General features: G+C 66.3%; 22 protein-coding genes. 12 read left to right on the top strand and 10 right to left on the bottom strand.

Annotation, left to right across the window (positions count from 1 at the left end; all coding sequences use genetic code 11):
* Window positions 1-2 precede the first annotated feature (2 nt).
* The 7 genes from AC1DZV_RS06745 (at window position 3) to AC1DZV_RS06715 (ending at window position 7,873) form a co-directional block, all read left to right on the top strand.
* A complete protein-coding gene (locus AC1DZV_RS06745; RefSeq protein ID WP_476950310.1) occupies window positions 3-1,190 on the top strand; it encodes a PEP/pyruvate-binding domain-containing protein in 1,188 nt (395 codons plus the stop codon).
* A gap of 68 nt (window positions 1,191-1,258) precedes the next feature.
* Window positions 1,259-3,145, top strand: a complete 1,887-nt coding sequence (locus AC1DZV_RS06740) for a PEP-utilizing enzyme (RefSeq protein ID WP_476953301.1) — start codon at window positions 1,259-1,261, stop codon at window positions 3,143-3,145.
* The gene (locus AC1DZV_RS06735; protein ID WP_028276637.1) at window positions 3,138-3,899 is read left to right on the top strand and encodes an SDR family NAD(P)-dependent oxidoreductase; all 762 of its coding nucleotides are present in this window, start codon (window positions 3,138-3,140) and stop codon (window positions 3,897-3,899) included. The genes AC1DZV_RS06740 and AC1DZV_RS06735 overlap by 8 nt, the downstream gene beginning before the upstream one ends.
* Before the next feature lie 45 nt (window positions 3,900-3,944).
* A complete protein-coding gene (locus AC1DZV_RS06730; protein ID WP_028276636.1) occupies window positions 3,945-4,265 on the top strand; it encodes a 2Fe-2S iron-sulfur cluster-binding protein in 321 nt (106 codons plus the stop codon).
* A 2-nt stretch (window positions 4,266-4,267) separates the two neighbouring features.
* Entirely contained in the window at window positions 4,268-5,581 is a 1,314-nt protein-coding gene (locus tag AC1DZV_RS06725; RefSeq protein ID WP_476953300.1) for an NAD(P)/FAD-dependent oxidoreductase, read from the top strand.
* A gap of 40 nt (window positions 5,582-5,621) precedes the next feature.
* The gene (locus tag AC1DZV_RS06720; RefSeq protein WP_476950307.1) at window positions 5,622-6,359 is read left to right on the top strand and encodes an HD domain-containing protein; all 738 of its coding nucleotides are present in this window, start codon (window positions 5,622-5,624) and stop codon (window positions 6,357-6,359) included.
* The gene (locus tag AC1DZV_RS06715) at window positions 6,356-7,873 is read left to right on the top strand and encodes an aldehyde dehydrogenase family protein (RefSeq protein WP_476950306.1); all 1,518 of its coding nucleotides are present in this window, start codon (window positions 6,356-6,358) and stop codon (window positions 7,871-7,873) included. Before AC1DZV_RS06720 ends, AC1DZV_RS06715 begins: the two co-directional genes overlap by 4 nt.
* Window positions 7,874-7,929: 56 nt before the next feature.
* On the opposite strand, the gene AC1DZV_RS06710 is transcribed toward AC1DZV_RS06715, so the two are convergent.
* From AC1DZV_RS06710 to AC1DZV_RS06700, 3 genes are all read right to left on the bottom strand, one after another.
* On the bottom strand, window positions 7,930-8,478 hold the full coding sequence (locus AC1DZV_RS06710; RefSeq protein ID WP_476950305.1) for a TOPRIM nucleotidyl transferase/hydrolase domain-containing protein: 549 nt from the start codon (window positions 8,476-8,478) through the stop codon (window positions 7,930-7,932).
* A 62-nt stretch (window positions 8,479-8,540) separates the two neighbouring features.
* A complete protein-coding gene (locus tag AC1DZV_RS06705) occupies window positions 8,541-9,566 on the bottom strand; it encodes an NADPH:quinone reductase (protein WP_476950304.1) in 1,026 nt (341 codons plus the stop codon).
* 149 nt (window positions 9,567-9,715) lie between these two features.
* On the bottom strand, window positions 9,716-10,528 hold the full coding sequence (locus AC1DZV_RS06700; RefSeq protein ID WP_476953299.1) for an MBL fold metallo-hydrolase: 813 nt from the start codon (window positions 10,526-10,528) through the stop codon (window positions 9,716-9,718).
* 615 nt (window positions 10,529-11,143) lie between these two features.
* Between AC1DZV_RS06700 and AC1DZV_RS06695 the strand changes: the two genes are divergently transcribed.
* Entirely contained in the window at window positions 11,144-11,563 is a 420-nt protein-coding gene (locus tag AC1DZV_RS06695) for a nuclear transport factor 2 family protein (protein WP_476950302.1), read from the top strand.
* Between the two features lie 53 nt (window positions 11,564-11,616).
* Here AC1DZV_RS06695 and ligD read toward each other — a convergent pair whose 3' ends face one another.
* Window positions 11,617-12,861 (bottom strand): non-homologous end-joining DNA ligase, encoded by a 1,245-nt coding sequence (gene ligD / locus AC1DZV_RS06690; protein WP_476950301.1) that lies wholly within the window; start codon window positions 12,859-12,861, stop codon window positions 11,617-11,619.
* 48 nt (window positions 12,862-12,909) lie between these two features.
* On the opposite strand from ligD, the gene AC1DZV_RS06685 reads away from it, so the two are divergent.
* Window positions 12,910-13,302 (top strand): VOC family protein, encoded by a 393-nt coding sequence (locus AC1DZV_RS06685; protein ID WP_476950300.1) that lies wholly within the window; start codon window positions 12,910-12,912, stop codon window positions 13,300-13,302.
* A gap of 32 nt (window positions 13,303-13,334) precedes the next feature.
* Here the strand turns inward: AC1DZV_RS06685 and AC1DZV_RS06680 are convergent, their stop codons facing one another.
* The 3 genes from AC1DZV_RS06680 to AC1DZV_RS06670 all read right to left on the bottom strand — a co-directional run bounded on the left by AC1DZV_RS06680 (window position 13,335) and on the right by AC1DZV_RS06670 (window position 16,895).
* Entirely contained in the window at window positions 13,335-14,159 is an 825-nt protein-coding gene (locus AC1DZV_RS06680; protein WP_476953298.1) for a hypothetical protein, read from the bottom strand.
* A gap of 96 nt (window positions 14,160-14,255) precedes the next feature.
* Window positions 14,256-15,293 carry a LacI family DNA-binding transcriptional regulator gene (locus AC1DZV_RS06675; RefSeq protein ID WP_476953297.1) on the bottom strand — a complete coding sequence of 346 codons (1,038 nt, stop codon included), beginning with the start codon at window positions 15,291-15,293 and terminating at the stop codon, window positions 14,256-14,258.
* A 153-nt stretch (window positions 15,294-15,446) separates the two neighbouring features.
* Complete coding sequence (locus AC1DZV_RS06670) at window positions 15,447-16,895, bottom strand: sugar porter family MFS transporter (RefSeq protein WP_476953296.1); 1,449 nt, start codon at window positions 16,893-16,895, stop codon at window positions 15,447-15,449.
* A 354-nt stretch (window positions 16,896-17,249) separates the two neighbouring features.
* Between AC1DZV_RS06670 and AC1DZV_RS06665 the strand changes: the two genes are divergently transcribed.
* Entirely contained in the window at window positions 17,250-18,293 is a 1,044-nt protein-coding gene (locus tag AC1DZV_RS06665; protein WP_476953295.1) for a Gfo/Idh/MocA family protein, read from the top strand.
* A gap of 15 nt (window positions 18,294-18,308) precedes the next feature.
* Here the strand turns inward: AC1DZV_RS06665 and AC1DZV_RS06660 are convergent, their stop codons facing one another.
* Window positions 18,309-18,893, bottom strand: coding sequence for an HhH-GPD-type base excision DNA repair protein (locus tag AC1DZV_RS06660; protein ID WP_476950295.1), 585 nt, complete (start codon window positions 18,891-18,893; stop codon window positions 18,309-18,311).
* 104 nt (window positions 18,894-18,997) lie between these two features.
* Between AC1DZV_RS06660 and AC1DZV_RS06655 the strand changes: the two genes are divergently transcribed.
* Complete coding sequence (locus tag AC1DZV_RS06655) at window positions 18,998-20,461, top strand: protein adenylyltransferase SelO (RefSeq protein ID WP_476953294.1); 1,464 nt, start codon at window positions 18,998-19,000, stop codon at window positions 20,459-20,461.
* Window positions 20,462-20,473: 12 nt separating this feature from the next.
* Window positions 20,474-20,797 carry a hypothetical protein gene (locus tag AC1DZV_RS06650; RefSeq protein ID WP_028276623.1) on the top strand — a complete coding sequence of 108 codons (324 nt, stop codon included), beginning with the start codon at window positions 20,474-20,476 and terminating at the stop codon, window positions 20,795-20,797.
* 72 nt (window positions 20,798-20,869) lie between these two features.
* Here the strand turns inward: AC1DZV_RS06650 and AC1DZV_RS06645 are convergent, their stop codons facing one another.
* Both AC1DZV_RS06645 and AC1DZV_RS06640 read right to left on the bottom strand, forming a co-directional pair.
* Window positions 20,870-22,060 (bottom strand): VWA domain-containing protein, encoded by a 1,191-nt coding sequence (locus tag AC1DZV_RS06645; protein ID WP_476950293.1) that lies wholly within the window; start codon window positions 22,058-22,060, stop codon window positions 20,870-20,872.
* Window positions 22,057-24,354, bottom strand: coding sequence for a DUF5682 family protein (locus AC1DZV_RS06640; protein WP_476953293.1), 2,298 nt, complete (start codon window positions 24,352-24,354; stop codon window positions 22,057-22,059). Before AC1DZV_RS06640 ends, AC1DZV_RS06645 begins: the two co-directional genes overlap by 4 nt.

Raw genomic sequence — 24,354 nt, 5'->3', positions numbered from 1 at the left:
ATATGCAGAGCAACGAATACGTCCAGTTCTTCGACGGAGGCATCGAACCGAAGCTCGAAAACCTTGGCGGCAAGGGGGCCTCCCTGGTCACCATGACCTCCGCCGGCATGCCCGTCCCGCCCGGCTTCGTGGTCACCACCGCCCAGTTTGATGCCTTCATGGAGGAAGCCGGGATCACCCGGGACATCCACCAGCTCCTCGCAGGACTGGACCCAGAAGACATGGGCCAGGTGGACAGGGTGTCCGCTGAGATCCGGGCGGACATCCGCTCCCGCGCGGTGCCTCAGGCCCTGCGCGAGCTCACCGTCGCCGCCTACGAGTCCCTGATGTCCCGCTTTGAGTCGCCAGTCCCGGTGGCCGTTCGCTCCAGCGCCACCGCCGAGGACCTGCCGGACGCCTCCTTCGCCGGCCAGCAGGACACTTACCTCTGGCTCGACGGCGTCAAGGCCGTCACCGAGCACATCCGCCAGTGCTGGGCATCGCTCTTCACATCCCGCGCCATCATCTACCGGCTCAAGAACAACATCCCCAACGAGGGCCTCTCGATGGCGGTCGTGGTGCAGAAGATGGTCAACGCACGGGTCTCCGGCGTCGCCATCACCATGGACCCCACGAACGGCGACCGTTCCAAGATCACTATCGACTCCTCCTACGGGGTGGGGGAGATGGTTGTCTCCGGCCAGGTCACGCCGGACAACATCATGCTGGACAAGGTCACGCTGGCGGTCGTCTCCGAACACCTCGGCGACAAGCACGCCGAACTCGTCCCGGACGCCGTTGCCGGGCGCCTAGTGGAGCGGGAGGTCGACGCCGAACGCCGCGGCCGCCGCAGCCTCACCGGCGCCGAGCTCACCGCCGTCGCTCAGATGGCCAAGCGCGCGGAGAAGCACTACAAGTGCCCGCAGGACATCGAGTGGGCCCTCGATGCGGACTTGCCCGACGGAGAGAACCTGCTCCTGCTGCAGTCCCGCCCGGAAACGGTGCACTCTTCGAAACCGGGGGCGGCCACCCAAACGGTGCCCTCGGCAGCCGGCGGCTACTTCAGCGGACTCAGCCCCGCCATTTCTGCAGCAGCGCCCGCTTCCCCGACGACGCCAGCCACCACGACGCCGGCCGGCCCGGCGCCGTCGTCCGCCACCGGCTTTAGCCTCGGCAGCATCACCGCCTCAGTGCTGAAGCCGTCCTTCTAGAACGTTCCGAACCGCTAGTCCGCTACGTCACCCAGGCTCAACGCCGAGCCCGTATTGAAAGGACCGCCATGTCCCTGAAGTCCTTCCCCAAACCCTCCGAGCTCGCGGTCCCCGCCGGGGCCGAGGGCTGGGAAAAGATCTACCCGTACTATCTGGTCTTCCAGGACAAGCTCAAGGAGCAGGAGGACGCCAAGTTCTGGTTCTGCGACAGCCAGCATTGGCCCACCGTGTTCAAGCCGTTCGAGACGATCGGCGGCGAGTTTGCGGTCAAGTGCCTGGGCCAGTACAACGCCCGGCACCTGATGATCCCCAACGCCAACGGCATCGAGTTCCGCGTCCACCTGGGCTACCTCTACATGTCCCCCATCCCGGTGCCGGTAGACCAGGTCGCCGCCCGCGTTCCCCTGTTTGAACAGCGCGTGGGCCACTACTTCCAGAACTGGGAGCAGCTCCTCAAGCAGTGGCACGTCAAGGTCAAGGGCACCATCGACGAGATGGAGACCATCTCCTTCCCCAGGCTTCCGGACATGGTTCCCATGGAGGACATCCTCTCCGGCAAGGGCAAGGACGGCTCCGAGAAGCTGTTGGAGAGCTATGACCGGCTGATCCAGCTGGCCTACCAGAACTGGCAGTACCACTTCGAGTTCCTCAACCTCGGCTACATCGCCTACCTGGACTTCTTCAACTTCTGCAAGCAGGTGTTCCCCAACATCCCGGACCAGTCCATCGCCACAATGGTGCAGGGCGTGGACATGGAGCTCTTCCGCCCGGATGACGAACTCAAGCAGCTCGCCAAGCTCGCCGTTGAGCTACGGCTGCAGGCTCATTTCCGTAACACCGGTCACGCCGACGACGTCGAGGCCACCCTGGCTGCCATCGCCGCAGCCCCGGGTGGGGACCGCTGGATCGCCCAGTACGAGGGCGCCAAGGACCCGTGGTTCAACTTCACCGTGGGCAACGGCTTCTACGGCCACGACAAGTACTGGAACGAACACCAGGAAATCCCGCTCGGCTACATCGCGGACTACATCCGCCGCGTGGACGAGGGCCAGGAAATCATGCGGCCGGTGGAGGCACTCATCGCAGAACGCGACCGCATCATCGAGGAATACCGCGAGCTGCTCGAAGGCGAAAACCAAGCCCTCTTCGACGCCAAGCGCGGGCTCGCCGCCACCGCCTACCCGTACGTGGAGAACCACAACTTCTACATCGAGCACTGGACCATGGGCGTCTTCTGGCGCAAGATCCGCGAGCTGTCCCGCATGATGCAGGCCGAGGGTTTCTGGACCGAACCGGACGACCTCCTCTACCTGGGCCGCAACGAGGTCCGCGACGCGCTGTTCGACCTGGTCACGGGCTGGGGCGTCGGTGCCAAGCCGATCGGCCCGGACTACTGGCCGGCCGAAATCGAGCGCCGCCGCGGAATCGTGGACGCGCTCAAGACCGCCCGGCCCGCCCCGGCGCTGAACACCCCGCCGGAATCCATCACCGAACCCTTTACCCGGATGCTGTGGGGCATCACCACCGAGCAGGTCCAGCAGTGGCTGGGCGCCGGCGAGGAAGTCGAAGGCGGCGGACTGCGCGGCATGGCTGCCTCGCCGGGCGTGGTGGAGGGCCTGGCCCGCGTCATCACCGACGCGGACCAGCTCTCCGAGGTGCAGCAGGGCGAGATCCTGGTCGCCACCGTCACCGCGCCGTCCTGGGGCCCGATCTTCGGCAAGATCAAGGCCACGGTCACGGACATCGGCGGCATGATGAGCCACGCGGCGATCGTCTGCCGGGAGTACGGTCTTCCGGCGGTGACCGGAACGGGTTCCGCCTCCACCACCATCAAGACCGGCCAGCGGCTGCGGGTGGACGGGACCAAGGGCACCGTGCAGATCCTCGATGCCGACCAGCCGGAGCTCCTGGTCACCGGACCCGGCGCCCACGCGCACAGCCACAGCCATGTCTGAGCTGAACGCGCCGGCTGCAAGGACCGTCCTGATCACCGGTGCCGCCGGCGGGCTGGGCCGGGCGTTTGCGCTCGGCTTTGCCGGCCGCGGCTACCGCGTGGCGGTGGCCGACATCAACCTCGAGGGCGCTGAGCAGACGGCCAAACTGGTCCGCGAACTCGGTGCCGAGGCCGCCGCCTTTCCGGCGGACGTCACCAGCGTGGACTCCACTGAGATCCTGGCACGGGACTGCGCGGACTTCGGGAACGGAAGCATCGACGTCGTCCTCAACAACGCGGCGGTGTACGCGGGGGTGACCCGCAGCCCGTTCGAGGACATCGACCCGGCCGAATGGGACCTGGTGATGAACGTCAACCTCAAGGGCCCCTGGCTCGTGACCCGTGCGGCGAGCCCGTACCTGCCCGAGGGCGGGCGCGTCATCAACCTCTCCAGCGCCACGATCTTCAGCGGCTCGGAACAGTGGCTCCACTACGTCGCGTCCAAGGGCGGCGTGGTGGCCCTGACCCGGGTGATGGCCAAGGAACTGGGCCGGCGGGGGATCACGGTCAACGCGATCGCCCCCGGCTTCACTCTCACCGAAGCCAGCTACGGCCTGATGGAGAACGCCGAGAACTACGGTGTGGACCGCGGGGCCATCAAGCGGGCCAGCCAGCCCGAGGACGTCGTGGGCGCGGCCCTCTTCCTGGCTGGGCCGGACAGTTCCTACTACACGGGCCAGACCATGGTGGTGGACGGCGGCCGCCAGTTCATCTGAGGCGCTCTTTCCTGCCATCATCCGATTCAACCAAAGGAGAACCACATGCCAACGGTTCATTTCACCGACGCCGGGGGCGCTGTCCGCGACGTCCAGGGAAACCCCGGCGATTCAGTCATGGAAACGGCCGTCCGCAACGGCGTCCCCGGGATCGTCGCCGAATGCGGCGGCTCATTGTCCTGCGCTACCTGCCATGTCTTCGTCCGCGAGGACTGCCTTTCGCAGCTTCCGCCGATGGAGAACATGGAAGACGAAATGCTCTACGGCACGGCCGTCGACCGTGAGGACAACTCGCGGCTGTCCTGCCAGCTCCGGCTCACAGACGCCGTGGAGCTGTTCGTCACCACCCCGGAAACCCAGGTGTAGCGATGGGCGCGGAAGCAGTGGAGCAGGCAACTGACACCCTCGTCGCGGACCAAAGCTCTCCAACGCGCACGGGGCTCCTGATCATCGGCGCCAGCCAGTCCGGGGTCCAGCTTGCTGTATCGCTGCGGGCACTCGGCTTCGACGAACACATCACCCTGCTCGGCGACGAGGACCACCGACCCTACCAGCGCCCGGCCCTGTCCAAGGAGTTCCTGCAGGGCACGGTCGAGAGCGAATCACTGATTTTCCGCTCCAACGACTACTGGGCCGGACACAACGTGGCCCTGGTCAAAGGCGAATACATCGTCCGGATCGACAAGGAACCCGACGGCGCCGGGGTCGCGCATTCTTCCTCCGGAAAACAGTTCCCTTTCAAGCGGCTGGCGCTCACGGTCGGAGCCCGGGCCCGCAAGCTGGAGATTGAGGGCGGGAACCTCGACGGCGTGCTGTACCTCCGCAACGCCGACGACGCGCTGGCACTCAAGGCGCGGGTGGGGGATGCCACGGATGTGGTGGTGATCGGCGGCGGGTTCATCGGGCTGGAGGCCGCGTCCAGCCTGCGGAAGATGGGCAAGAACGTCACCGTTCTGGAATTCGGTCCGCGGCTCGTTGGCCGGGCCGTGGGAGATGAGACGGCCGGGTACTTCCTCCAGGCGCACCGTTCCCGCGGCCTGGACATCCGGCTCAACACCAGCGCGAAGCGCTTCACAGCAAGCGAGGGCGGTAGCGCGGTCGCCGGCGTAGAACTCCAGGACGGCACAGACCTCTCCGCTCAGATTGTGCTCGTGGGGATCGGCGTCATTCCCAACACCCAGCTGGCCGAACAGCTCGGGCTGACGGTGGACAACGGGATTGTGGTGGACCGCTTCGCGTTGGCCTCGGACGGCACAACGGTGGCGATCGGCGACTGCGCCAACATGCCCAACCCGGTGCCAGGGTCGGAGCCGGGGGAACGGATCCGGCTGGAAAGCGTCAACAACGCCATCGAACACGCGAAGGTGGCCGCCTACTCGCTGACCGGGCGGCGCGAGGAATACGCCGGCATCCCCTGGTTCTGGTCCAATCAGGCGGACCTCAAGTTGCAGATCGCCGGACTGTGCAACGGCTACGACCAGACGGTACTCCGTCGGGACGAGGACCGCGGAAAGTTCAGCGTCCTGTACTACCGCCAGGGCCAGGTCATCGCCGCGGACTGCGTCAACGCCCCGCTGGACTTCATGGCCGTCAAGAACGCGCTGGCAAAGGGCCAGAACATCCCTGCCGACGCCGCGGCGGACCCCGCCACGCAACTCAAGACCATCACCACGGACAGCTAACTGCACTCAGACAGTACGCCGGCCCACCCGAAGGAGCATTATGAGCACCCCCAAGACTCCGGTCGCAGCCAGCCCCGCCGCTAAACCGGTGGACGTGCCGGCCCAGGCCTTTGCCGCGGAGTACAGCGTCCGGCCTGTTCCCGCGGCTGGTCCGGTAGACACCACCGCGATCTGCAATACCCCGGCTGCCGTTCAGGAACTCGACGCACTGTGGAAGGCCGTGGTCCATGAGACGCGGACGCGCGGAAACGACATCCACTTGCCGATTTCCTTGGCCTACGCCGAACGGCTGTGCCGGGCCTATCCCGGCGCCGACGCTGAACTGGTGCGCGTGGCCACTGTGCTGCACGACACTGGCTGGGCCCACGTTGATGAATCCCGCATCATATCCGAGGGCTTCACCGGTGACTGGCGGAAGGCCGCCATCCGCTACGAACACGAGCAGCAGGGCTGCGACGTGGCCCGCCGGGTGCTCCCCGCCCTGGGATACTCCACCGAATTCATTGAGCGCGTCTGCGAGATCATCGACGGCCACGACACCCGGCCGGTGGCCCGGTCCCTGGAAGACGCCCTGATGCGCGATGCCGACAGGCTATGGCGCTTCGACCGCGCCGGTATCGCCCTCGCCTCCTCATGGTTCGGCATGGACCCGGCCACGTACACCGACAGACTGGCCACCGAGATCGTGCCCGAACTCATCACCCAGGCCGCCCACGATATGGCCGCCGCGGACCTTAACCGATCCAACGCCCTTCTTAAGACGGCGGTGATCCGATGACCTCCGCCACGCCTGATGCTCCTGCCCTGACAGCCCGGACGGAGCTGTCCCTGCCGCATACGCATGTGGATACGATCTTTGTCGACGGCGCGTGGCAGCCTTCGCGGGGCACCGGCCGCAACCCGGTGACCGACCCCGCTACGGGCGAAGTGTGGGGCTCGGTGCCGGACGGAACGCCGGAAGACCTGGACGCCGCCGTCGGCTCTGCCCAGCGCGCCTTTCAGGGGGAGTGGCCCCGACTTACCCCGTCTGAACGCGCCGGCTACCTTCTCCGGATTGCTGAGGAGGTGGAGAACCGGGCTCAGGAGCTTGCCCTGACGAACTCGAGGGAAAACGGCTCACCGGTGTCCGAATCCGCCGGGGCGGCAGCCAACGCGGCCGGTATCTTCCGGTACTTCGCCACCCTCGCCGGGTACCTTGAGCATGAGGATGTCCGCCCCTTCCCGCGCGGCGGCGGCGAGTCAGTAGTCCGGCGCGACCCGCTGGGAGTCTGCGCGCTGATCGCGCCGTGGAACTTCCCCATCAACCTGGTGGTCATCAAACTGGCGCCGGCCCTGCTGGCAGGCTGCACCGTGGTGATCAAGCCGGCGTCGCCCACGCCGCTGTCCATCCGGGTGATTATCGACGCCGTCGCCGCGGCCGGGGTTCCGGCGGGCGTGGTCAACCTGGTAACCGGCTCCGGCCGGCTGGGGGATCAGCTGGTGAAGCACCCGGGCGTCGAAAAGGTGGCGTTCACGGGATCGACGCCGGTGGGCCGGAAAATTGCCGCGGCCTGCGGGGAACTGCTGCGTCCGGTCACGCTGGAACTGGGCGGGAAGTCCAGCGCCATTGTGCTCCCTGATGCGGATCTGGATGCGATGTCCAAGGTGCTGATCCGGTCGTCGATGCGCAACACCGGCCAGACCTGCTACATCTCGACCCGGATCCTGGCGCCCGCGAGCCGTTATGACGAAGTGGTGGAGATGGTCACGGCCACGATTGCGGCCGGAAAGCAGGGTGATCCGCTCGACGCGGACACTGTGTTCGGCCCTTGCGCAACGGAGTCCCAGTACCGGACCGTGCTGGAGTACGTGGAGTCGGGCGTGGCCGACGGCGCGCGGGTCACCACCGGGGGGCGAGCGGCGTCGTTAGGCGGTGGCCTTGAGGGCGGCTATTTCGTGGAGCCCACAGTCTTCGCCGACGTCACCCCGGAGATGCGGATCTCCCGCGAGGAGATCTTCGGCCCGGTCCTGTGCATCCTAAAATACGACGACGCCGATGGCAGTGTTGACGAGGCCGTCGCGCTGGCGAACAACACCGAGTTCGGACTCGGCGGCCTGGTGTTCGGGCAGGACGCGACGGCTGCTCTGAACGTGGCCGACCGGATGGACACGGGCTCCGTGGGCCTCAACTTCTTCGCATCCAACCATGCGGCCCCCTTTGGCGGCCGGCACGATTCCGGCCTTGGCACCGAGTACGGGATGGAAGGCCTGAACGCGTACCTGAGCTACAAGTCCATCCACCGCCGCACGTAGATAGCGGGATGCCCGTGACACGGTGAAGGGATTCGATCCTTTCTTGGACAGTAGGATCACAGCGGGAATGATGCAACGAGGCGGGCGAGGGGCGGAGGCGCCTGTCCGGCCGGCAAGGCGTCGACCAGCAGTGGCGCGTATCGGATCTTGTTGCCGCTGCGTCCTCCGAAGAACCGGCGCAACTGCGCCGCTATTGGCCGCTCCCGCAGTGACGGCTGGCGTTGGAGGAGCCGGAACGACGCGAGCTCGCCTTGAGCCGCGATGACTTTGAGCACGGCGTCGATCCCCAGGCAGCGGATGAGTTCGTCCTCCAGATCGGCGTGACAGACGTGGAACCCAAGCTCGGCCAGCGAACCGGACCCGATACCTGCCCGGCCGAGCGCGCGGGCGATGCCACGGGATTCGCCTGCATCACACAGGCCCAACAACCGGTGGCCTGCGCCATTCGGTCCGTAGCGGTCGAGAAAGTGGACGATGCTGGTCGCGCCTCCCATCGGGACGACCGACACCCGCAAGGCTGCCAGGTCATGGCCAAGGCGGAAGGCCAGCGTCTCAACCGCAAGCCGGTCACTCTCACCTTCGACCAACACCGTCGTCGCCTGCATGGAACCAGTATGCCGAACCCATTGTCTGGTCACGGGCTCCTCGCCGGACACGCAGAACGTGGTCAGGAGCCGGACACGTCGACCAGGACCTTCCCGACGAAGCCTTGTTCTACGGCGTCGTGCGCTGCCGCGGTTTCCTCGAGTCGAAAGCGGGTGAGGGGCAGTCCGTGTTCATCGCCGACCCGCAATGCCCCCGCTTTCAGGGCCTCGGCGACGGCGGCAACGGCCGCCGCCTTCTGCTGCTTCGTCACGGTGTACGTGAGGATGAACTGGAATCGGACGTTCTTGCCCATGCTCTCGCGAATGGGAATGGCCAAGGATTCGCCGGGGTTGGCAGCATAAATGGAAATGGTTCCCCCCGGCTTCACCACCTTGAGGTCATTGCCGATGTTCGCCGGAGCGTTGACGTCGACGATTGTATCAACGCCGCCAGGGGCTGCCTCATGCACGGCCCGCGGGACGTCGGCAGTGCGGTAGTTGATCACACTGTGCGCGCCGGCCCGGCGGGCAAGTTCACCTTTCCGCTCCCCGCTCACGGTCGCGATGACGGTTGCCCCGGCCCAGCGGGCGAGCTGAATGGCCGCGTGGCCGACCGCACCCGCGCCACCGGTGACCAGCACCACCCGCCCTTCCAGGGCGCCCGGCGAAAGCCTGGCCGGCCCGTCCTGGCTGACGGTCAGTGCACGATGTGCCGTCAGTGCCGGGATCCCCAGGGATGCGCCCGTGTCGAAGGATTCCATGTCTGGAAGGGCGACGGCCTGCGCGGCCGGCACCGTCACGTACTCCTGGGCTGTGCCCTCGGTGCCGCCCCAGGCGACGTCCCAGAGCCAAACACGATCGCCGACGGACAGCCCCGGCACGCCGGATCCAAGCTCGTCGATAACGCCGGCACCATCTTGGTTGGGCACTCTTGGTGCCTCCAGCCTGCTTCCGCTCCCGCCGCCGGCCCTGGACTTCCAGTCGGTGGGATTGACGCCGGAGACCACCACCCGGACTCTGACCTGGCCCGGTCCGGGTGCCGGCAGTGGCCTGTCCTGAAGGGTCATCACGGACGAGGGTCCTGTCTTTTCGTACACGATGGCCTTCACTGTTACTCCGCTTCTTCGGCTTTCATAGGGGGACGGGATGGGAGCGCCGTGAGAACCTGGGGTTCTCCTGTCGCCATGATGGCTCGGATACCTCTGACGTCTATTGCGGCGCTTGATCCCACGCTAACGCAAAAGGGGAAATGGACTGATCAGGTCAAATGGTCGAAGTCGCCGCGCGCCCAAGCAGTGTGCCGTTGTGCGGAATCGTGCAGAATGGCTTTGGCTCCGGACGCGATTACATTGTTGAAGTTGCCATAGATTCGGTCGAACTTGAGCTCTCCCAGTTGTGCGGCGATTCGCACCGCCACCGCGCCGGATAGCGGCACGTGGTTCGGGTAGCTGCGCATGAAGGCGATGGAGCGACGGTCTGGATTCGGATACACGCTGTCACCGGTCAGCAGAACTCCTTTGCCGCCGGCTCCTGCAGCCCAGTGCACCACCGCGCTGCCCGGGAAATGGCCCCCGGTCTGATGCAGGGTCAACCCTTCGGCGATGGTTTGACTGCCGGACCAGTATTCGATGATCGGATCATTGCGCCCCAGCCATCGCCGGTCTGCGGCCGCCACAAAGACGGGGACGCCGCCGAGCCGATGCGACCATTCGACCTGCACTCCAAACATGTGTGGATGGCTGGCAGCGATCGCCAGGACCGGACCCCGCTCGAGCACTGCCTTCACAGCTCTGTCGTCGACATATCCGACCGGATCCCACAACAGCGAACCCTCGTCTGTCGCCACAAGCTGGGCGGTCTGGCCGATCCCGACTCTTGGCTCCGTCCGGATCCCGACAAGGCCCGGCTCGTTCTCCTTCAACGCCGTTTGCTGGCCCTCCTGCGCCAGCCCGTCCAGTGTGAGCCACTTTTGTCCGTCCTCGGGCACATACTGCCGCTCATCGGCGCAGATCGGGCAAACCCCCGGGGCAGGTTCGTCGCGTTCCACGGCGCAAGTTGCGCAGATCAGCATGGTGGGTCCCTTCTAAGGCCTTGTGTCCTGCTCCTCTTGCCCACCGTAAGCGTGCCCGACGTCGTCGGGAAGCCTATGCCGCTGACAACTTCCAACGCGAACATCTGGCGTTCAGGCCCGTCGTGCACCCCGCCGCGTCTTTTGCATGTTCGACGGCGGTGATGTGCGGCCGGCCGCGATGGCAACCGCAAAATGGATCCCGCAATCCGAGTGTGCGTCGAATTGGGTGTCAGCAGCGTCGAGACGTATTCAACGCACCGACGGGGACGACAGGGCGGCTATGACGTTCACCGCATACCAGCCCAATGCCCCAAGTGCTCCCAGAACGGCAACGGAAACCACCCAAAATAGGGCCGAGAGTTTCCGTCTCGGCTTCTCATCCATAACAACCACCCCGCAATCAATTGGGATACCCTCGGACGAAACTTGCCTGAACCCCCTTGCGGAAAGCTTGGAATTGAGACGAGGCCTCTAGCCCGCAGCTGCCCGGGGCAGAAGTCACGCCAACCCTTGCAGCCACCACGAGGCACGCTTAGGATGGCGGGGCCGGGACGGCCTGGACGGCGTTAGACCTATCCTGCCGTTGACGGACAGTGAGCCCTTTGGAGGTCCGACGTGAATGAGCGGGATGACTTCATGGCCTGGGTTGGGTCGCGTCTCAAGGACGCCGAGACCGCCCTGCATAACGGCGACGCCGCGCCGCGGTTCGCCATCTGGTCCCGAAGAGAGCCCGTTACCGTGCTCGGTGCGTGGATGTCCGGCAGCGGTCCCGAGGACGTGGGGCGCATCTTCCGTCAGTTGGAAGCATCCTTCTCGGATTGCACGTCATACACGCACGAGGTGATTGCTGCCGACGTGATCGGGGACATGGCCTACACCGTTGGGTACGAGCATACGAGCGCCTCGGTGAACGGAGAGCCGAGAGACTACACACTGCGCGTGACCCAGGTCTACCGGCGCGAGGATGGCGAATGGAAGGTCGCCCATCGCCACGCAGACACCCTGGCGCAGCCGGACAAGCCTCAGGACGCCTGAGCCCCGTCCTTGGTTTCAGGAGCCGGTTTCAGGAGCCGGTGTCAGGACGGTGGTCAGGATCCAGGGCGCCCCGGCCAATCTTTGCCGGCCCAGGGGTCGTAGTCGGCGATGAGCTCCTCCTGCGGCGGCCGCTCCTGTTCCGGGACGTGCTGCAGGTTCACCCGGACCCGGTACCAGAGCGAACTCGATCCCCGCATTCCGTCGACGAGTACGTCGGCGGGATGCAGGGCTGACAAGAGGTCCGTATGCCTGGTCTTCCATTCCTCGAGCGCCGCGAGTGCCTCGGGCTTGGTCTTGGTCCGTGCCACCTCGATGAGCGGCATTACCGATTGCCGGCGGCCCAGGCCGTCGCTGCCGCGCGGCGGCTTTTCGGCGGGGCCGAGCCCGGCAGCCAGACTGATGAGCCTGTCGAGCGTCCCTACCGCGTCGTCGATCCCGGCGTGGGGGTCGCCCATCGCCGCGAAGCGCTCAAGCACAGTGGGCACCGTGAATTGTTCCGGCCGGGTGGAGGTAACCTCGTCCCAGTTGAGCGGAGTCGAGACCCGGGCATCGGGCAGGGGCCGGATCGAGTACGCCGATGCCACGGTGCGGTCCTTGGCGTTCTGGTTGAAGTCGACGAACACACTCTCGCCGCGCTCCTCCTTCCACCACCGCGCGGTGGCGAGGCCCGGAGCGCGGTTCTCGACCTCGCGGGCGAGGGTCTCGGCGGCGAGCCGCACGTCGCGGTACGACCACTGGGGCGCGATGCGCACGAGGATGTGGAGTCCCCGCGAACCGCTCGTCTTCGGCCACCCCACCAGTCCGACGTCGTCGAGCACCTCCCGCGCGACATAGGCGACATCGACGATCTGCGCCCAGTCGACCCCCGGCATCGGGTCGAGGTCGACCCGGAGCTCGTCCGGGTGCTCGAGGTCCTCTGCACGCACGGGGTGCGGGTTGAGGTCCAGGCATCCAAGATTCACTACCCACGCCAAGCCCGCAGCATCCCGGATGACGGCCTCTTCGGCAGATGTTCCGGACGCGTAGTGCAGCGTTGCCGTGTCGATAAAGTCGGGGTGGTTTTCAGGCACGCGCTTTTGAAAGAACGGCTCGGCGCCGATCCCCTTTGGGAAGCGCTTGAGTACCATGGGCCGGCCGCCTGCGCCGCGCAGTGCACCGTCGGCGACGGTGAGGTAGTAGCGGACCAGGTCGAGCTTGGTCAGTCCGGGTTCGGGGAACACCACCTTGTCCGGACTCGAGATGCGAACCTCGTTGCCGGCAATGTTGAGGATCTCGGCGGGGGTCTTCGACGAGTTCATTCCGCCACGCTAGTTCCGGACGGCTGCGCTTGGGAATAGCATTCCGGCATGGACGCCAAGTTATTCGCCTATCTCAGCTACGGTGACGCACCCGCAGCCCTGGACTGGCTCCAGGCCGTGGGATTTGACGTTATTCAGCGGCAGGACGGCCCCGCAGGGACAGTGCTGCACGCCGAGATTTCCATGGGGGAGGCGGTGTTAATGGTGGCAAGTAGCGATGCCGCCTCCCAGCGGCCGCCACTTATCGGCCAGTCGACCGGCCAGGGACTGTATCTCCTGGTCGAAGACGTCGACGCATTTCATCAGAAGGCCCTCGCCGCGGGCGGAACCTCAGTGATCGAGCCCGAAGACACCCCCTGGGGCGCCCGGCGCTGCCGGGTGCTCGATCCCCAAGGACAGGAATGGAGCGCCGGCACCTACCAGCCCGGAATCGCCTCGTGATACGTCCTTGCTTGCCCACCCGGGCAGGCGCTCTAAGTGCCCTCCTCGCTGCCGGCGTCGAAGGGCTTGCCCGCGGCCGGCGGCTCGCCCGCCGCGAGTCGGTCCGACTCCCGGGCCCCAACCGCGGACTGGGCGCCACCGGATCCGGCTTCGGCGGGTGAGGGTCCCGGCGGTACAGATCCGGATGTCTTTGCGGAGTCCGTCACGGTCCGCTGCCCCTCGGTCATGGCGGGGTCGTTGAACACCTGCTCCACGGGCGCCTCGCCTGTCTTGGCCCGTTCCGGATGCGAGTGATCCCCCTGCGCCTTGGTGCCCGCCTCCGCGATGTCGACCGCTTCGCGCACATCTGCACCGCTGCGGGAGTCATCGCTCTGGGCCGCGGCACCCGACGAGGCGTTCCGGGCCTGCGATTCAGCGTCGTGGCCACCGTGCGCCTCGGTCATCGGCATTTCGCCAGGCGTACCTGTTCCGGCCTTGCGCAGCGGATCTACAGTACCGTCCGCACCGTAATCACCTTCGGTGTACTGGCCGATTTCCGACCCGGCCGTGCGTCCCGGAACCGTACCAGCGCCGCCGTAGTCGGCTGCCACGTAGCGCCCGGATTCCTTGGCTCGGTCTCCCAAGGGTTCGGGCAGGCCGCCCTCCCTGCCGCCCGCACCGTAGTCACCTTGGACGTATTGGCCTTCCTCGTCCTCGGCGTGCCGGCCTCTCTGCACGCCAGCCTTACCGTACGCTCCTTCGACGTACCGGCCCCGGAGCTCCTTATCTTCTGGTTTCACGTCCGCGGGCGCCTGGTCCGCGGGCAATTCGGAGTCGCTGCGGTCTGTCATGATCCTGCCCTCCAGAGACGAATCCATGCGTCTAATCCGGCGCAATTCAAGTCTAGCCAGGGCCACTGCACCACGACAGAGGGCAGCGGCCGCCTCCCGCCCGCCTTTGGGTGGCCAAGGGTGTCAGGTGTGGGCGGCGGGACCGGTGGTGCTTCGAACGACGAGGCGCGGGGCCAGCACTTCGGTACGTGGCGGGAGGGAGGGGTCGGCGATGCGGGCGAGGAGAAACTCCGCGGCGCGGATGCCTACGTCCCGGCTGACGGGGTCGACGGTGGTCAGGGAGATGTGGCGGATCCCGGCGAGATAGGTGTTGTCGTATCCGACCAGTGAGAGTTGTCCCGGCACGCTGATGCCGCGCTCGTCGGCGGCCGAGAGCGCACCGACGGCGAGGATGTCGTTGGCGGCAAAGACTGCTGACGGGGGCAGGCCGCCGTCGATAAGGCGGCTCATTGCCTCAAAGCCGGAATGTTCGCTCAAGTCCGTTGGTATCACTCGGATGTAGTTCTGCAAGCCGTGGCGGGCCATAGTGTCCCGGTAGGCGTCGGCCCGCACGGTAGCGGACCCGGTGGGAGCGGTGAGGAAGGCAATGTCGCTGTGGCCGAGACCAATCAGGTGTTCGACGGCCATCCGGGCGCCGGCGGCGTCGTCGTTGCTGACGCGGTCCGCTGCCGGGAGGTCGAAGGCGCGGGTGCCGGCGACGACGGCTGGCGTGAGCAGTGTGGCGCGGGTGAGGTCTTCATCGGCGTTGAAGTCTCCGGCGATGACGAGGCCGTCGACGCGCAATTCCATGAAGGCGGACACCGGGCTTTCCCCTGGGCGGGCCAGATAGCGTGGATCGCCGAGGACCATCCGGAGGTTCTGCTCCCGGAAGATGTTCTGCATGCCGTCGAGCAGGTCCACGAACCAGGGATTAGAGAGGTCGTCCAGCAGCACTCCTACTGTTTGCGTCCGTCCGCTGGCGAGCGAGCGGGCCGCATTGCTGGGCCGGTACTCGAGTGCGGCTATGGCGGTGGCAACAGCTTCCCTTTTTTGTTCACTCACCTTTGGTGAACCCCTCAGCACCAGGGAAACGAGTGCGCGAGATACGCCGGCTTCGCGCGCCACATCCTCAATGGTGGCGCGTTTGGCCGCTCCATGCTGGTTCAGTTCGTTCCTGGACAAATGGCCTCCTGCCGGCAAGCGTATCGCGGGAAACACAGCGGTTCCGGCCGCCGCCCCATGGGCAACCGCACCGGTTCCACTGCTGCCTGACACCGGCCGCATGCCTGTCCCGTGGGGGAGGCCCCGGCGGCAATGGCTGCGGACGTTCGATTCTCAGAGAGATACCGCCTTCTCGCCCGGTACCGTGGGGGGCACGATGATGGGTATGCCTCCGGTGCGGAAATGCACCTCCAGCTCTTCCAGCGACTGTCCCTTTGTCTCAGGCACGAATTTCGCCACGAAGATCAGGGAAACAATGTTCACCAGCACGAACAGGGTGAACGTGCCGGTTGAGCCCAGGGCCACGACGAGGATCGGGAACAGGAACGAGATCGCCGCGTTCACGGTCCAGAGGGCGAACACCGCAATGCCCATCGCGAAGCCACGGATGGCCAACGGGAAGATCTCGGAGAGCAATAGCCACACGCACGTGCCGATGAAGCACTGCACGAAGGCCACGAAGAGCATCATCGCCGCCAGAATGATGTAGCTGACCAGGTCCGATTGGGGGAGCGTGAAGACGACGGCGAGGAGTGCCTGCGAAGCCACGACCCCGGAGAAGCCGATGACCAGCATGCGGCGGCGCCCGACGAAGCCCAGGAGCCAGATGCCCAGGACGGTCATCACCACCGACGTCACACCGACGGCGATGGTTGCCACGAGCGATGCGCTCACGCCGAGGCCGCTGCGCTCGAGAATGGTGGGGGCGTAGTAGTTCACGGTATTGATGCCCGTTGCCTGCTGGGCTGCGGCGAGCCCAATGCCGACCCAGAGGAGCCGGCGCATCCAGGGATTGTTCTTCAGATCGCGCCAGGCGCTGGCGCGCTCGTTCCGGGCGGTATTCGCGGACTCAACGATTTCTTTGTACTCGAAATCGGCTTCCTCAGGGCTGCGGCTGAGGTTGAGGATGCGGCGGCTGTCGTCGAGCCTGTCGCGGATAGCGAACCAGCGCGGCGATTCGGGCAGGGCGAGCATGCCGATCAGGAGTGCGATGGCGGGGATGGAGGCAATGCCAAGCATGATGCGCCAGACCTCGGAGTCGTGGATGACGGCGTCGAGGAGTGCGTTGATGGCAAAAGCGAGCATCTGGCCGGTCACGATCATCAGTTCGTTGATGGTGACCATGCGTCCGCGCAGGTGTGCAGGCGCCATTTCTGCAAGGTAGAGGGGGCACGTCACGGCGGCGGCGCCGACGCCAAGGCCGAGAATGACGCGGGCCGCCACCATGAACCCGACGGTCGGCGCGATGGCGCAGCCTATCGCTCCGAGGAGGAAGAGCAGCGCACAGACGAGCAGCGTGCCGCGCCGCCCGAGCTTATCGGCGAGCCTGCCGCCGCTCAGCGCGCCCACCGCGGCACCAGGGAAGAGCAGTGCGCTGACGACGGTGGCCTCTTCTACGGGGCTCATGTTCAGGGAGTCCTGCATGTAGAGCAGCGCACCGGAGATGACACCGGTGTCGTAGCCGAACAGGAGTCCGCCGAGTGTGGAGATGACAGTGAGACGGGCGAGATATCCGCGATGTTTCGAGCCCGATGCGGGCGAGCTTGCTGTGTGCAACGACATTGTTGACTTCCTCGATTCGGCCGACCTGAAGGGCGGACTTTGAATTCGGAGCGTTCTCCGGGAGTGCGCTGGATCACGTGCCTTCTACGTTAGAGCGCTCTAACGCGACAGTCAAGAGTTTGTCTTGACATGCGCTCAAAGGGTCGACGGGCGTCCTGGAGGCGGCCGGTTGGGGCAAGTCCGTGCGGGCGCGGCGGCGGGGAGGACGCCGGAAGCCTGGTGCGTGGCGCCGGGGTGGAGCGGGTATTTCTTCAGGCTTTTACCGATGAAGCGATTTGTTACTATGTCAGGACAAATCCAGGGAAGGGCGATGAGTCTCATGCGAATCGATGTCAACACAATGGAAGCCGGCACATGACCGGGAACTCCTCACTCCCGGTGTCCCGGGTCCCGGATTCCCGAACCGCACCACCACTCCGCTGGGGGATCATGGGTCCCGGCTGGATTGCGGAGCGCTTTACGGAATCCGTCCAGGCGCACACCTCGCAGATTATCTCCGCAATCGGGTCCCGCTCGCTGGACCGTTCCGAAGCCTTTGCTGGACGGCACGGCATCCCCGCTGCCTTCGGCAGCTATGAGGAGCTGGCCGCCGCCGACGTCGACATCGTCTACGTGGCCACGCCGCACAACTTCCACTACGAGGCCGCCCTCATGGCGCTCGACGCCGGCAAGCACGTTCTGGTCGAAAAGCCGATAGGCATCAACCGCGCGCAGGCGGCCGGCATCGCCAGCCGGGCCGCCGACGCCGACCTGTTCGCCGCCGAAGCCATGTGGACATTTTTCCTGCCCAAGTTCGACGTCATCCGACAAGTGCTCGACTCCGGAATGCTCGGGGACGTTACTACGGTCTTCGCCGAATACGGTGAGCACTTTGACCCCAGCCACCGGATCTTTGACCCGGCTCTGGCGGGCGGCCCGTTGCTGGACCTGGGGACCTATCCGCTCTCGCTCATCACGTCCGTCCTGGGCGAACCGGATCGCCTCCTGGCACTCGGTGAACCGCACGAATCCGGAGTCAATGCCCAGCTGTCGGCCGTCATGTCCTTTGCCGGCGGACGCCAGGCCATGATGAACACCCAATTGCACAACTTCACGCCGACGTCCGCCACCATTGTGGGCACCGAGGCTTCACTGTCAATTGACGGGCCCTTCAACATGCCAGGCAACTTCAGCGTCCACTTCCCGGACGGTACCCGGCTGGCCTACGAGGAGCCGGCCGGAGCGCACTTCGAGGGCCTGCACTTCGAGGCTGCCGCCGTCGCCCGCGCCATTGCGGCGGGGCGGCTGGAGGTTCCGCAGCGGCCGCTCGCCGAATCCATCCGGACCATGGCCGTCGCCGACGCCGTCAGGAACCAGCTCGGCATCGTGTTCCCGGGCGAAGCCATTGGAAGCCGCTGATCCAGGCCCTCCGTATCAGCGCTCGGATGCCTTAGCGGCTTTGATGGCGGCCTTGGCAGCCTGCTTGCTGGCGCGCACTCTTTTCAGCGACTCGGGGTCCACGATGTCGGCGACAGAAAGAAATGCGCTCTCCTGGCCATAGGGGCCGGCGGCCTCACGCCAGCCTGGCGCCTGCAGGCCGCACTGCTTGCCGAGCAGCGCAAGGAAGATCTTGGCCTTTTGCTCTCCGAAGCCGGGCAAGCCTTTCAACCTGCGCAGCACTTCCTCACCGTCCGGGCCGTCCTGGTTCCAGATGGCAGTTGCGTCCCCATTCCAATCGCCTTGGACGGTCGCGGCGAGGTCCTGGACGCGGCCGGCCATGGAGCTGGGGAAGCGGTGGATGGATGGACGCTCCTTGAAGATCTCAACGAAGCCGGCCGGGTCGTATTCGGCGATTGCGGCAGGGGCCATGGACCCGATGCGCGTCCGGATCTTTTCGGGTCCGGCAAACGCAGACTCCATGGTCACCTGCTGGTCAAGCAGCATGCCAACGAGGAGTGCGAACGCGTCATTGCTGAGCAGTTGGTCGGCGGCGGGGTCGCCCGTGATGTGCAGTTCCATGCGCCCATCCTGCCACCAGCTCCGCGCCACGTCATGGCACCGGCCCGAATCTGCTCCGCCGCGACCAGCGGCATTGCTGACGCTGTGGCCGGTATCCTTGAAAGATGAGTGGCACAGCGCATTCAACCGTCACATTTGATGGCCGCTTCGCCCGGGAGTTCCAGGAGATGGCCATTCCCTGGCGCGCGGAGGAGGCGCCCGAGCCGCACCTTTTGGTGCTCAACGAGCACCTCGGCACTGAGCTGGGCCTCGATCCGGCCTTCCTCCGGAGTCCGGAGGGTCTGCGCCTGTTGACCGGCAACGCCGTCCCTGCCGATGCCAGTCCGGTGGCGCAGGCCTACGCCGGCCACCAGTTTGGCTGGTACGCGCCCCGCCTCGGCGACGGGCGCGCGCTCCTGCTGGGCGAGATCGGGCACGCGGACGGGCAGCTCCGCGACGTCCACCTCAAGGGATCAGGACGCACGCCGTTTGCCCGCAACGGGGACGGCCAGGCGGTGGTCGGTCCCATGCTGCGCGAATACATCGTGAGCGAGTCGATGCACGCGCTGCACATCCCCACGACCCGTTCCCTCGCCGTCGTCGCGACGGGACGTTCGGTGCAGCGCGAAACGCTCCTGCCGGGCGCCATTCTGACCCGGGTAGCCAGCAGCCACCTGCGCGTGGGCAGCTTCCAGTACGCCCGGTCCACGGGCGACATCGGCCTCCTTCGCCGCCTCGCCGACTACGCCCTGACCCGTCACCACCCCGCCGCCGCGGAGGCCGGGAACCGCTATCTAGCACTCTTCCCAGCGGTCATATCCGCCCAGGCTTCGCTGGTGGCCCAGTGGATGCTCGTCGGATTCGTTCACGGGGTCATGAACACCGACAACATGACGATTTCGGGCGAAACGATCGACTACGGGCCGTGTGCCTTCATGGAAGGCTTCGACCCGGCCGCCGTCTATAGTTCGATCGACGAGAGCGGGCGCTACGCCTACCGCAACCAGCCGGTGGTGGCGGAGTGGAATCTTGCCCGGCTCGCGGAGTCGCTTCTGCCCCTGCTCCACGATGACGAGGAGCAGGCGGTGGAGCTCGCGGTGGGAGCCCTCGGCGAGTTCCGCCGGCAGTACAGTGACGCCTGGTCGGCAGGCATGAAGGCCAAGCTGGGGTTCCGTGACGGGATCGACGACGGCGTGACCTCGGCTCTCGTGGATGAAGTTGTGGCCTTAATGCAGGAGTCACGGGCCGACTACACCTCGTTTTTCCGGCACCTCGGCAAAGCCGCCCGCGGCCGTGCCGAAGCCGCGCGGGCCCAGGTCCTGGACACGGCAGCCTTCGATGCCTGGGTAGGGCGCTGGCGTGCCTTGGCGCCGGATGCTGACGCCATGGACCGGGTCAACCCGGTCTACATCCCGCGGAACCACCTGGTGGAGGAGGCCCTGGCGGCCGCTACCGGCGGAAACCTGGATCCGCTGGCACGGCTGCTGGACGCAGTCGCCGCACCTTTCGACGAGCGGTCCGGCCTCGAGCGCTACGCCGCTGCCGCCCCGGAAAGCTTTGGCCCGTACCGGACCTTCTGCGGAACCTGAGGGGAGCTGATCATGGATACCGAATTCGCCGAGGTCATCGATCATGACGTCACCACCATCACCTGCGTTTGCGGCAATACCGTCAGCAGCGAGGGATTGATTCAGGCCAACTCAGAGGGAATGCCCGTTCACATTGGCGGCAACGTTCCCGTGCCCGCGGGCCTGGCTACCTGGCCTGAGGACGAGGATCTCTACACCCTGTGCTCCTCTTGCGGCCGCGTTTACCATGACGCCGTCATCGAGGAGACTGGGACCGCGCCCGTTGCTTTCCGGATTGATGTCACCGCTGGGCCGGTTGCCGAGGCGATCCGTGTCCACTGGGACCTCAACACGTAGCCACCTTCGGGGAAACTTCCGTTTCCCGGTCTTTCCCGGACCGGGTACCGTGCCGGGCAAGCCGTCGACCCTCTAACCCTCGTGGCTCGTCGGGATGTCCTGGGCGGCTGCCCATTCGCCCACGTCCCGGCGTTCAATGGCCGCGGCCATCAGATCCGGGAACAGGTCGGGCGTGCAGGCGAAGGCCGGGACGCCAATTCCGGCAAGTGCCCTGGCATGGTCTGAGTCGAACGACGGATGACCGCTGTCACTTAACGCCAGGAGCGCGATCATGGTCGTCCCCGACCCGACGATCGTGGCCGCCCGTTGCAGCATCTCTTCGGCAATGCCGCCTTCGTAGAGGTCGCTGATGAGCACCAGAATCGTCTCGGTGGGCCGGGTGATCTGGTCCTGGCAGTATGCCAAGGCGCGGTTGATGTCCGTGCCGCCGCCGAGTTGCACACCAAAGAGCACATCAACCGGATCGTCCAACTCGTCCGTCAGGTCGACAACCTCCGTGTCGAAGACCACCAGGCGGGTCCGCACCGACCGCAGCGAGCTGAGCACCGCCCCGAACACGCTGGAGTAGACCACGGACTCGGCCATCGACCCGGACTGGTCGATACACAGGATGATTTCACGCTGGACCTCGGTGCTGCGCCGGGTGTGCCCGACCAGACGCTCGGGCACGATCGTCCGGTATGCGGGCTGGTAGTGCCTAAGATTTGCGGCGATAGTTCTGTTCCAGTCAATGTCCCGATGCCGGGGCCGTCGTGTCCGTGCCGCCCGGTTCAATGCTCCGGAGAGCGCCTGTATCGTCTTGGAGCGCAGACGGTCCTCAAGCTCGTTCGTCACCTGACGGATGACTGTCCTGGCGGTCTCGCGTGACTGCTCGGGGATGACACGGCCGAGGCCGACGAGCGTGCTCACCAGCCCGACGTCGGGCTGCACGGTTCGCAGCATCTCCGGCTCGAGGAGCAATTGCCGAAGGCCGAGCCGGTCCATGGCGTCGGCCTGCATCACCTGGACCACCGTGGACGGGAAATAGCCCCGGATGTCGCCGAGCCAGCGGGCAACGCGAGGGCTGGACGCGCCCAGACCCCCGCGGCCCTTCTTTTCTTCGGCTCCGTACAAGTCCTCCAGGGCCCGGTCGCGCCGGGCGTCAGCGGTGGAGAGGACGACGCTGTGTCCCTCCGCTGTGGTGACGCCGTCGGCCTCATGGCCGCCGAGCACAAGGCGCCAGCGGCCCAGCCGGCCGCGGCCGTCGGTATCTGCGTCGGTCACGCGATCGCCTCCCATCCGAGGTACCTGGCCATCGTCCGGACCGCGGGGCCCGCGGCGGTCAGGTCCAGGTCGGTCTGGCTGACGATGCCCACTTTGTCGCCAATGCGGCTGACTTGCTCTCCGATCTCGCGCCGCTCCGGCCGGCTGAATGCTGAAAATGTCCTGCGCAGGAGCGGCAGGACGTCGTCGAAGATGGCGTCGTCCACCCCGGCGACCCAGTCGTCCACGATCTGCAGGAGCCGCCGATCATGAATCAGCAGTGTTGCGTCTCCGGAGATGAGGCCGTCCAGCCAAGCGGCGGCTTGCCGTGAGGGAGTGGCGATCGAGAGCCGCCGGCTCAGCGTCGCCGCGACGTCGTTCCCGTCGACCAGGCCTGCGTCCAGAAGGAGCCTCGTGGCCCGACCTGCCACCGAGCCGTGGATGCCGTCCGAGCCTGCGACGGCGGCAAGCGCCCGGTGCCAGTCGTCCGGTGGCAGGTCGGGCAGCAAAATGAGGCCCTGTTGGGCCGAATCGACGGCGCGTCGCATGGCGTCGGCGGCCTCGTCGTCCAGCCCGGCGCAGGCGGTGGGCAGCCCCACGCACGCCCGCACAACCGTCGTGTCAAGAATCTTCCGTACGCCCGTGACGTTCACGCCGCGCACGTTGCCGTACCGGCAGGTCCGGGCAAGGGGGGCGATGGTTTCCAGCAGCGGCGCGACGTCTTGTTGCAAGGCGGTGCGCTCGGCAAGCACCGACACCACGCCGCCGATGCCGTCCGGCAGGTCAGCGAGCAGGCAGCTTGCGAGCAGTTCGCTGAGCGCCGTCAGGCTGCCTGCGTCCTGGGCGCGTTCGGCCACGCAGTTCGCGGCAGCGGAGGCGACCGTGGTGCCGTAGCGGCTGGCCTCCACCACGGCCACCGTCAGCTCCGGCTCCCAGTTCAGTGTCCACACCTCCTTGAACGTGCCCGTCGTCCGGCCGGATTCGCTCTGTGTGCCCCAATGCACTCCAAGCAGCGCCAGCCGGTGCAGCAGAACCGAGCGGGCCAGCTGGTTTGGCTTGCGCAGGTCAAGGGTAAGGACCTCTTCCATGGCGCTCGGTTTCCACCGGAGCCTGCGTTGAGTGGCTGCCAGATCGGCGGCCAGGGGGACTGTGGGCGCAGACTCCGGTACATTCCCCAGCTCGAGCCCAACGGTGAGTTCACGGTGGACCAGGGCCAGCGGCAGAGGTGAACCGTCGCACAAAACTGCCTGCGCGGCGTCGTCCAGTTCGGACAGTCCCGGGCTGGGCCGTCCACGGACGGCGGCAAGGGCATTCGCCATTCGGCTGGCGTCCACTACAGAGGCAGTCGATGCGTCGAGGTGTTCACGGCGCAGTGCATGGGCTACCCGGACGAGCCAGGTAGTGGAAACGTCCGTGCCGGGCTCCTGCGCCATCCAGTGTGTGAAGAGGTGCTGGTACCAGCCGGGCGCAGTGACACCGGCCCCATAGCCGCTGCGCAAGCTGAGCCGGTCCGAGGTCCATGGCACCCAAGTCACCGCGACCTTGGCCTTGGGCAGCCCGGCCAGCACCTTGTTGTCGGCAGAGACCGGGGGAAAGCCTGAGGGCACTAGGGCAGGCGCATGGTACGCACCACACACCACGGCGATCCGCCCATGCCCATCGCGAATGGCGGCACGCAGCAGGCGGCGCATCGCCGCTTCCCGACGGTTGTTCTCCATAACGTCGGGATGGCTGCTGGGCCTGTCGTCGGCCGCCCGGATCTCCGCAATGGCCTCGGTCAACGCCGCGAACCGCTCGACGGGGTCTGTATTCGGTTGCTCGATGGCGTCCTCCCACCACCGCTCCGGATCGGTGTAGCCGGCGGCGCCGGCCAGCATCCCAATCGCATCGGGGCGGTACGGCTGCTGCATCGGGGCAGGAGGTTCGGCGCCATCCACGGGGGGATCGCCGTCGTCGATGGCTGTTATTGGCCCGTCCGGCGCGGGAGCCATGCGGAGGGCGAAGGTGTGCGCCGCGGGCAGGTCGATCGCCCGCACCTGGGTGCCGGTGGAAAGCGCCCAGCCAAACGCCACCCACTCCGGCGAGAAGCTCGCCATCGGGTAAAAGGAAGCGAGCCGAGGCTCATCGGCTGCGTAGATCAGCCCGGCGATGGGCGGCGTCATCTGCGGATCGGACAGCAGCGGAATCACCTGGTCAAGTTCCGGGGGACCTTCAACCAGCACCAGATCCGGCCGGAGGGATGCCAACGCCTCGGCGACGGAATGCGCCGAACCGGGGCCGTGATGCCGGATCCCCAGGACGTAGACGTCTGTCAT

The sequence above is a fragment of the Arthrobacter sp. P1_D12 genome, from assembly GCF_056406175.1.
Note: the sequence above shows the minus strand (reverse complement) of the source record. Positions and strands in the feature narration are given on the sequence as shown.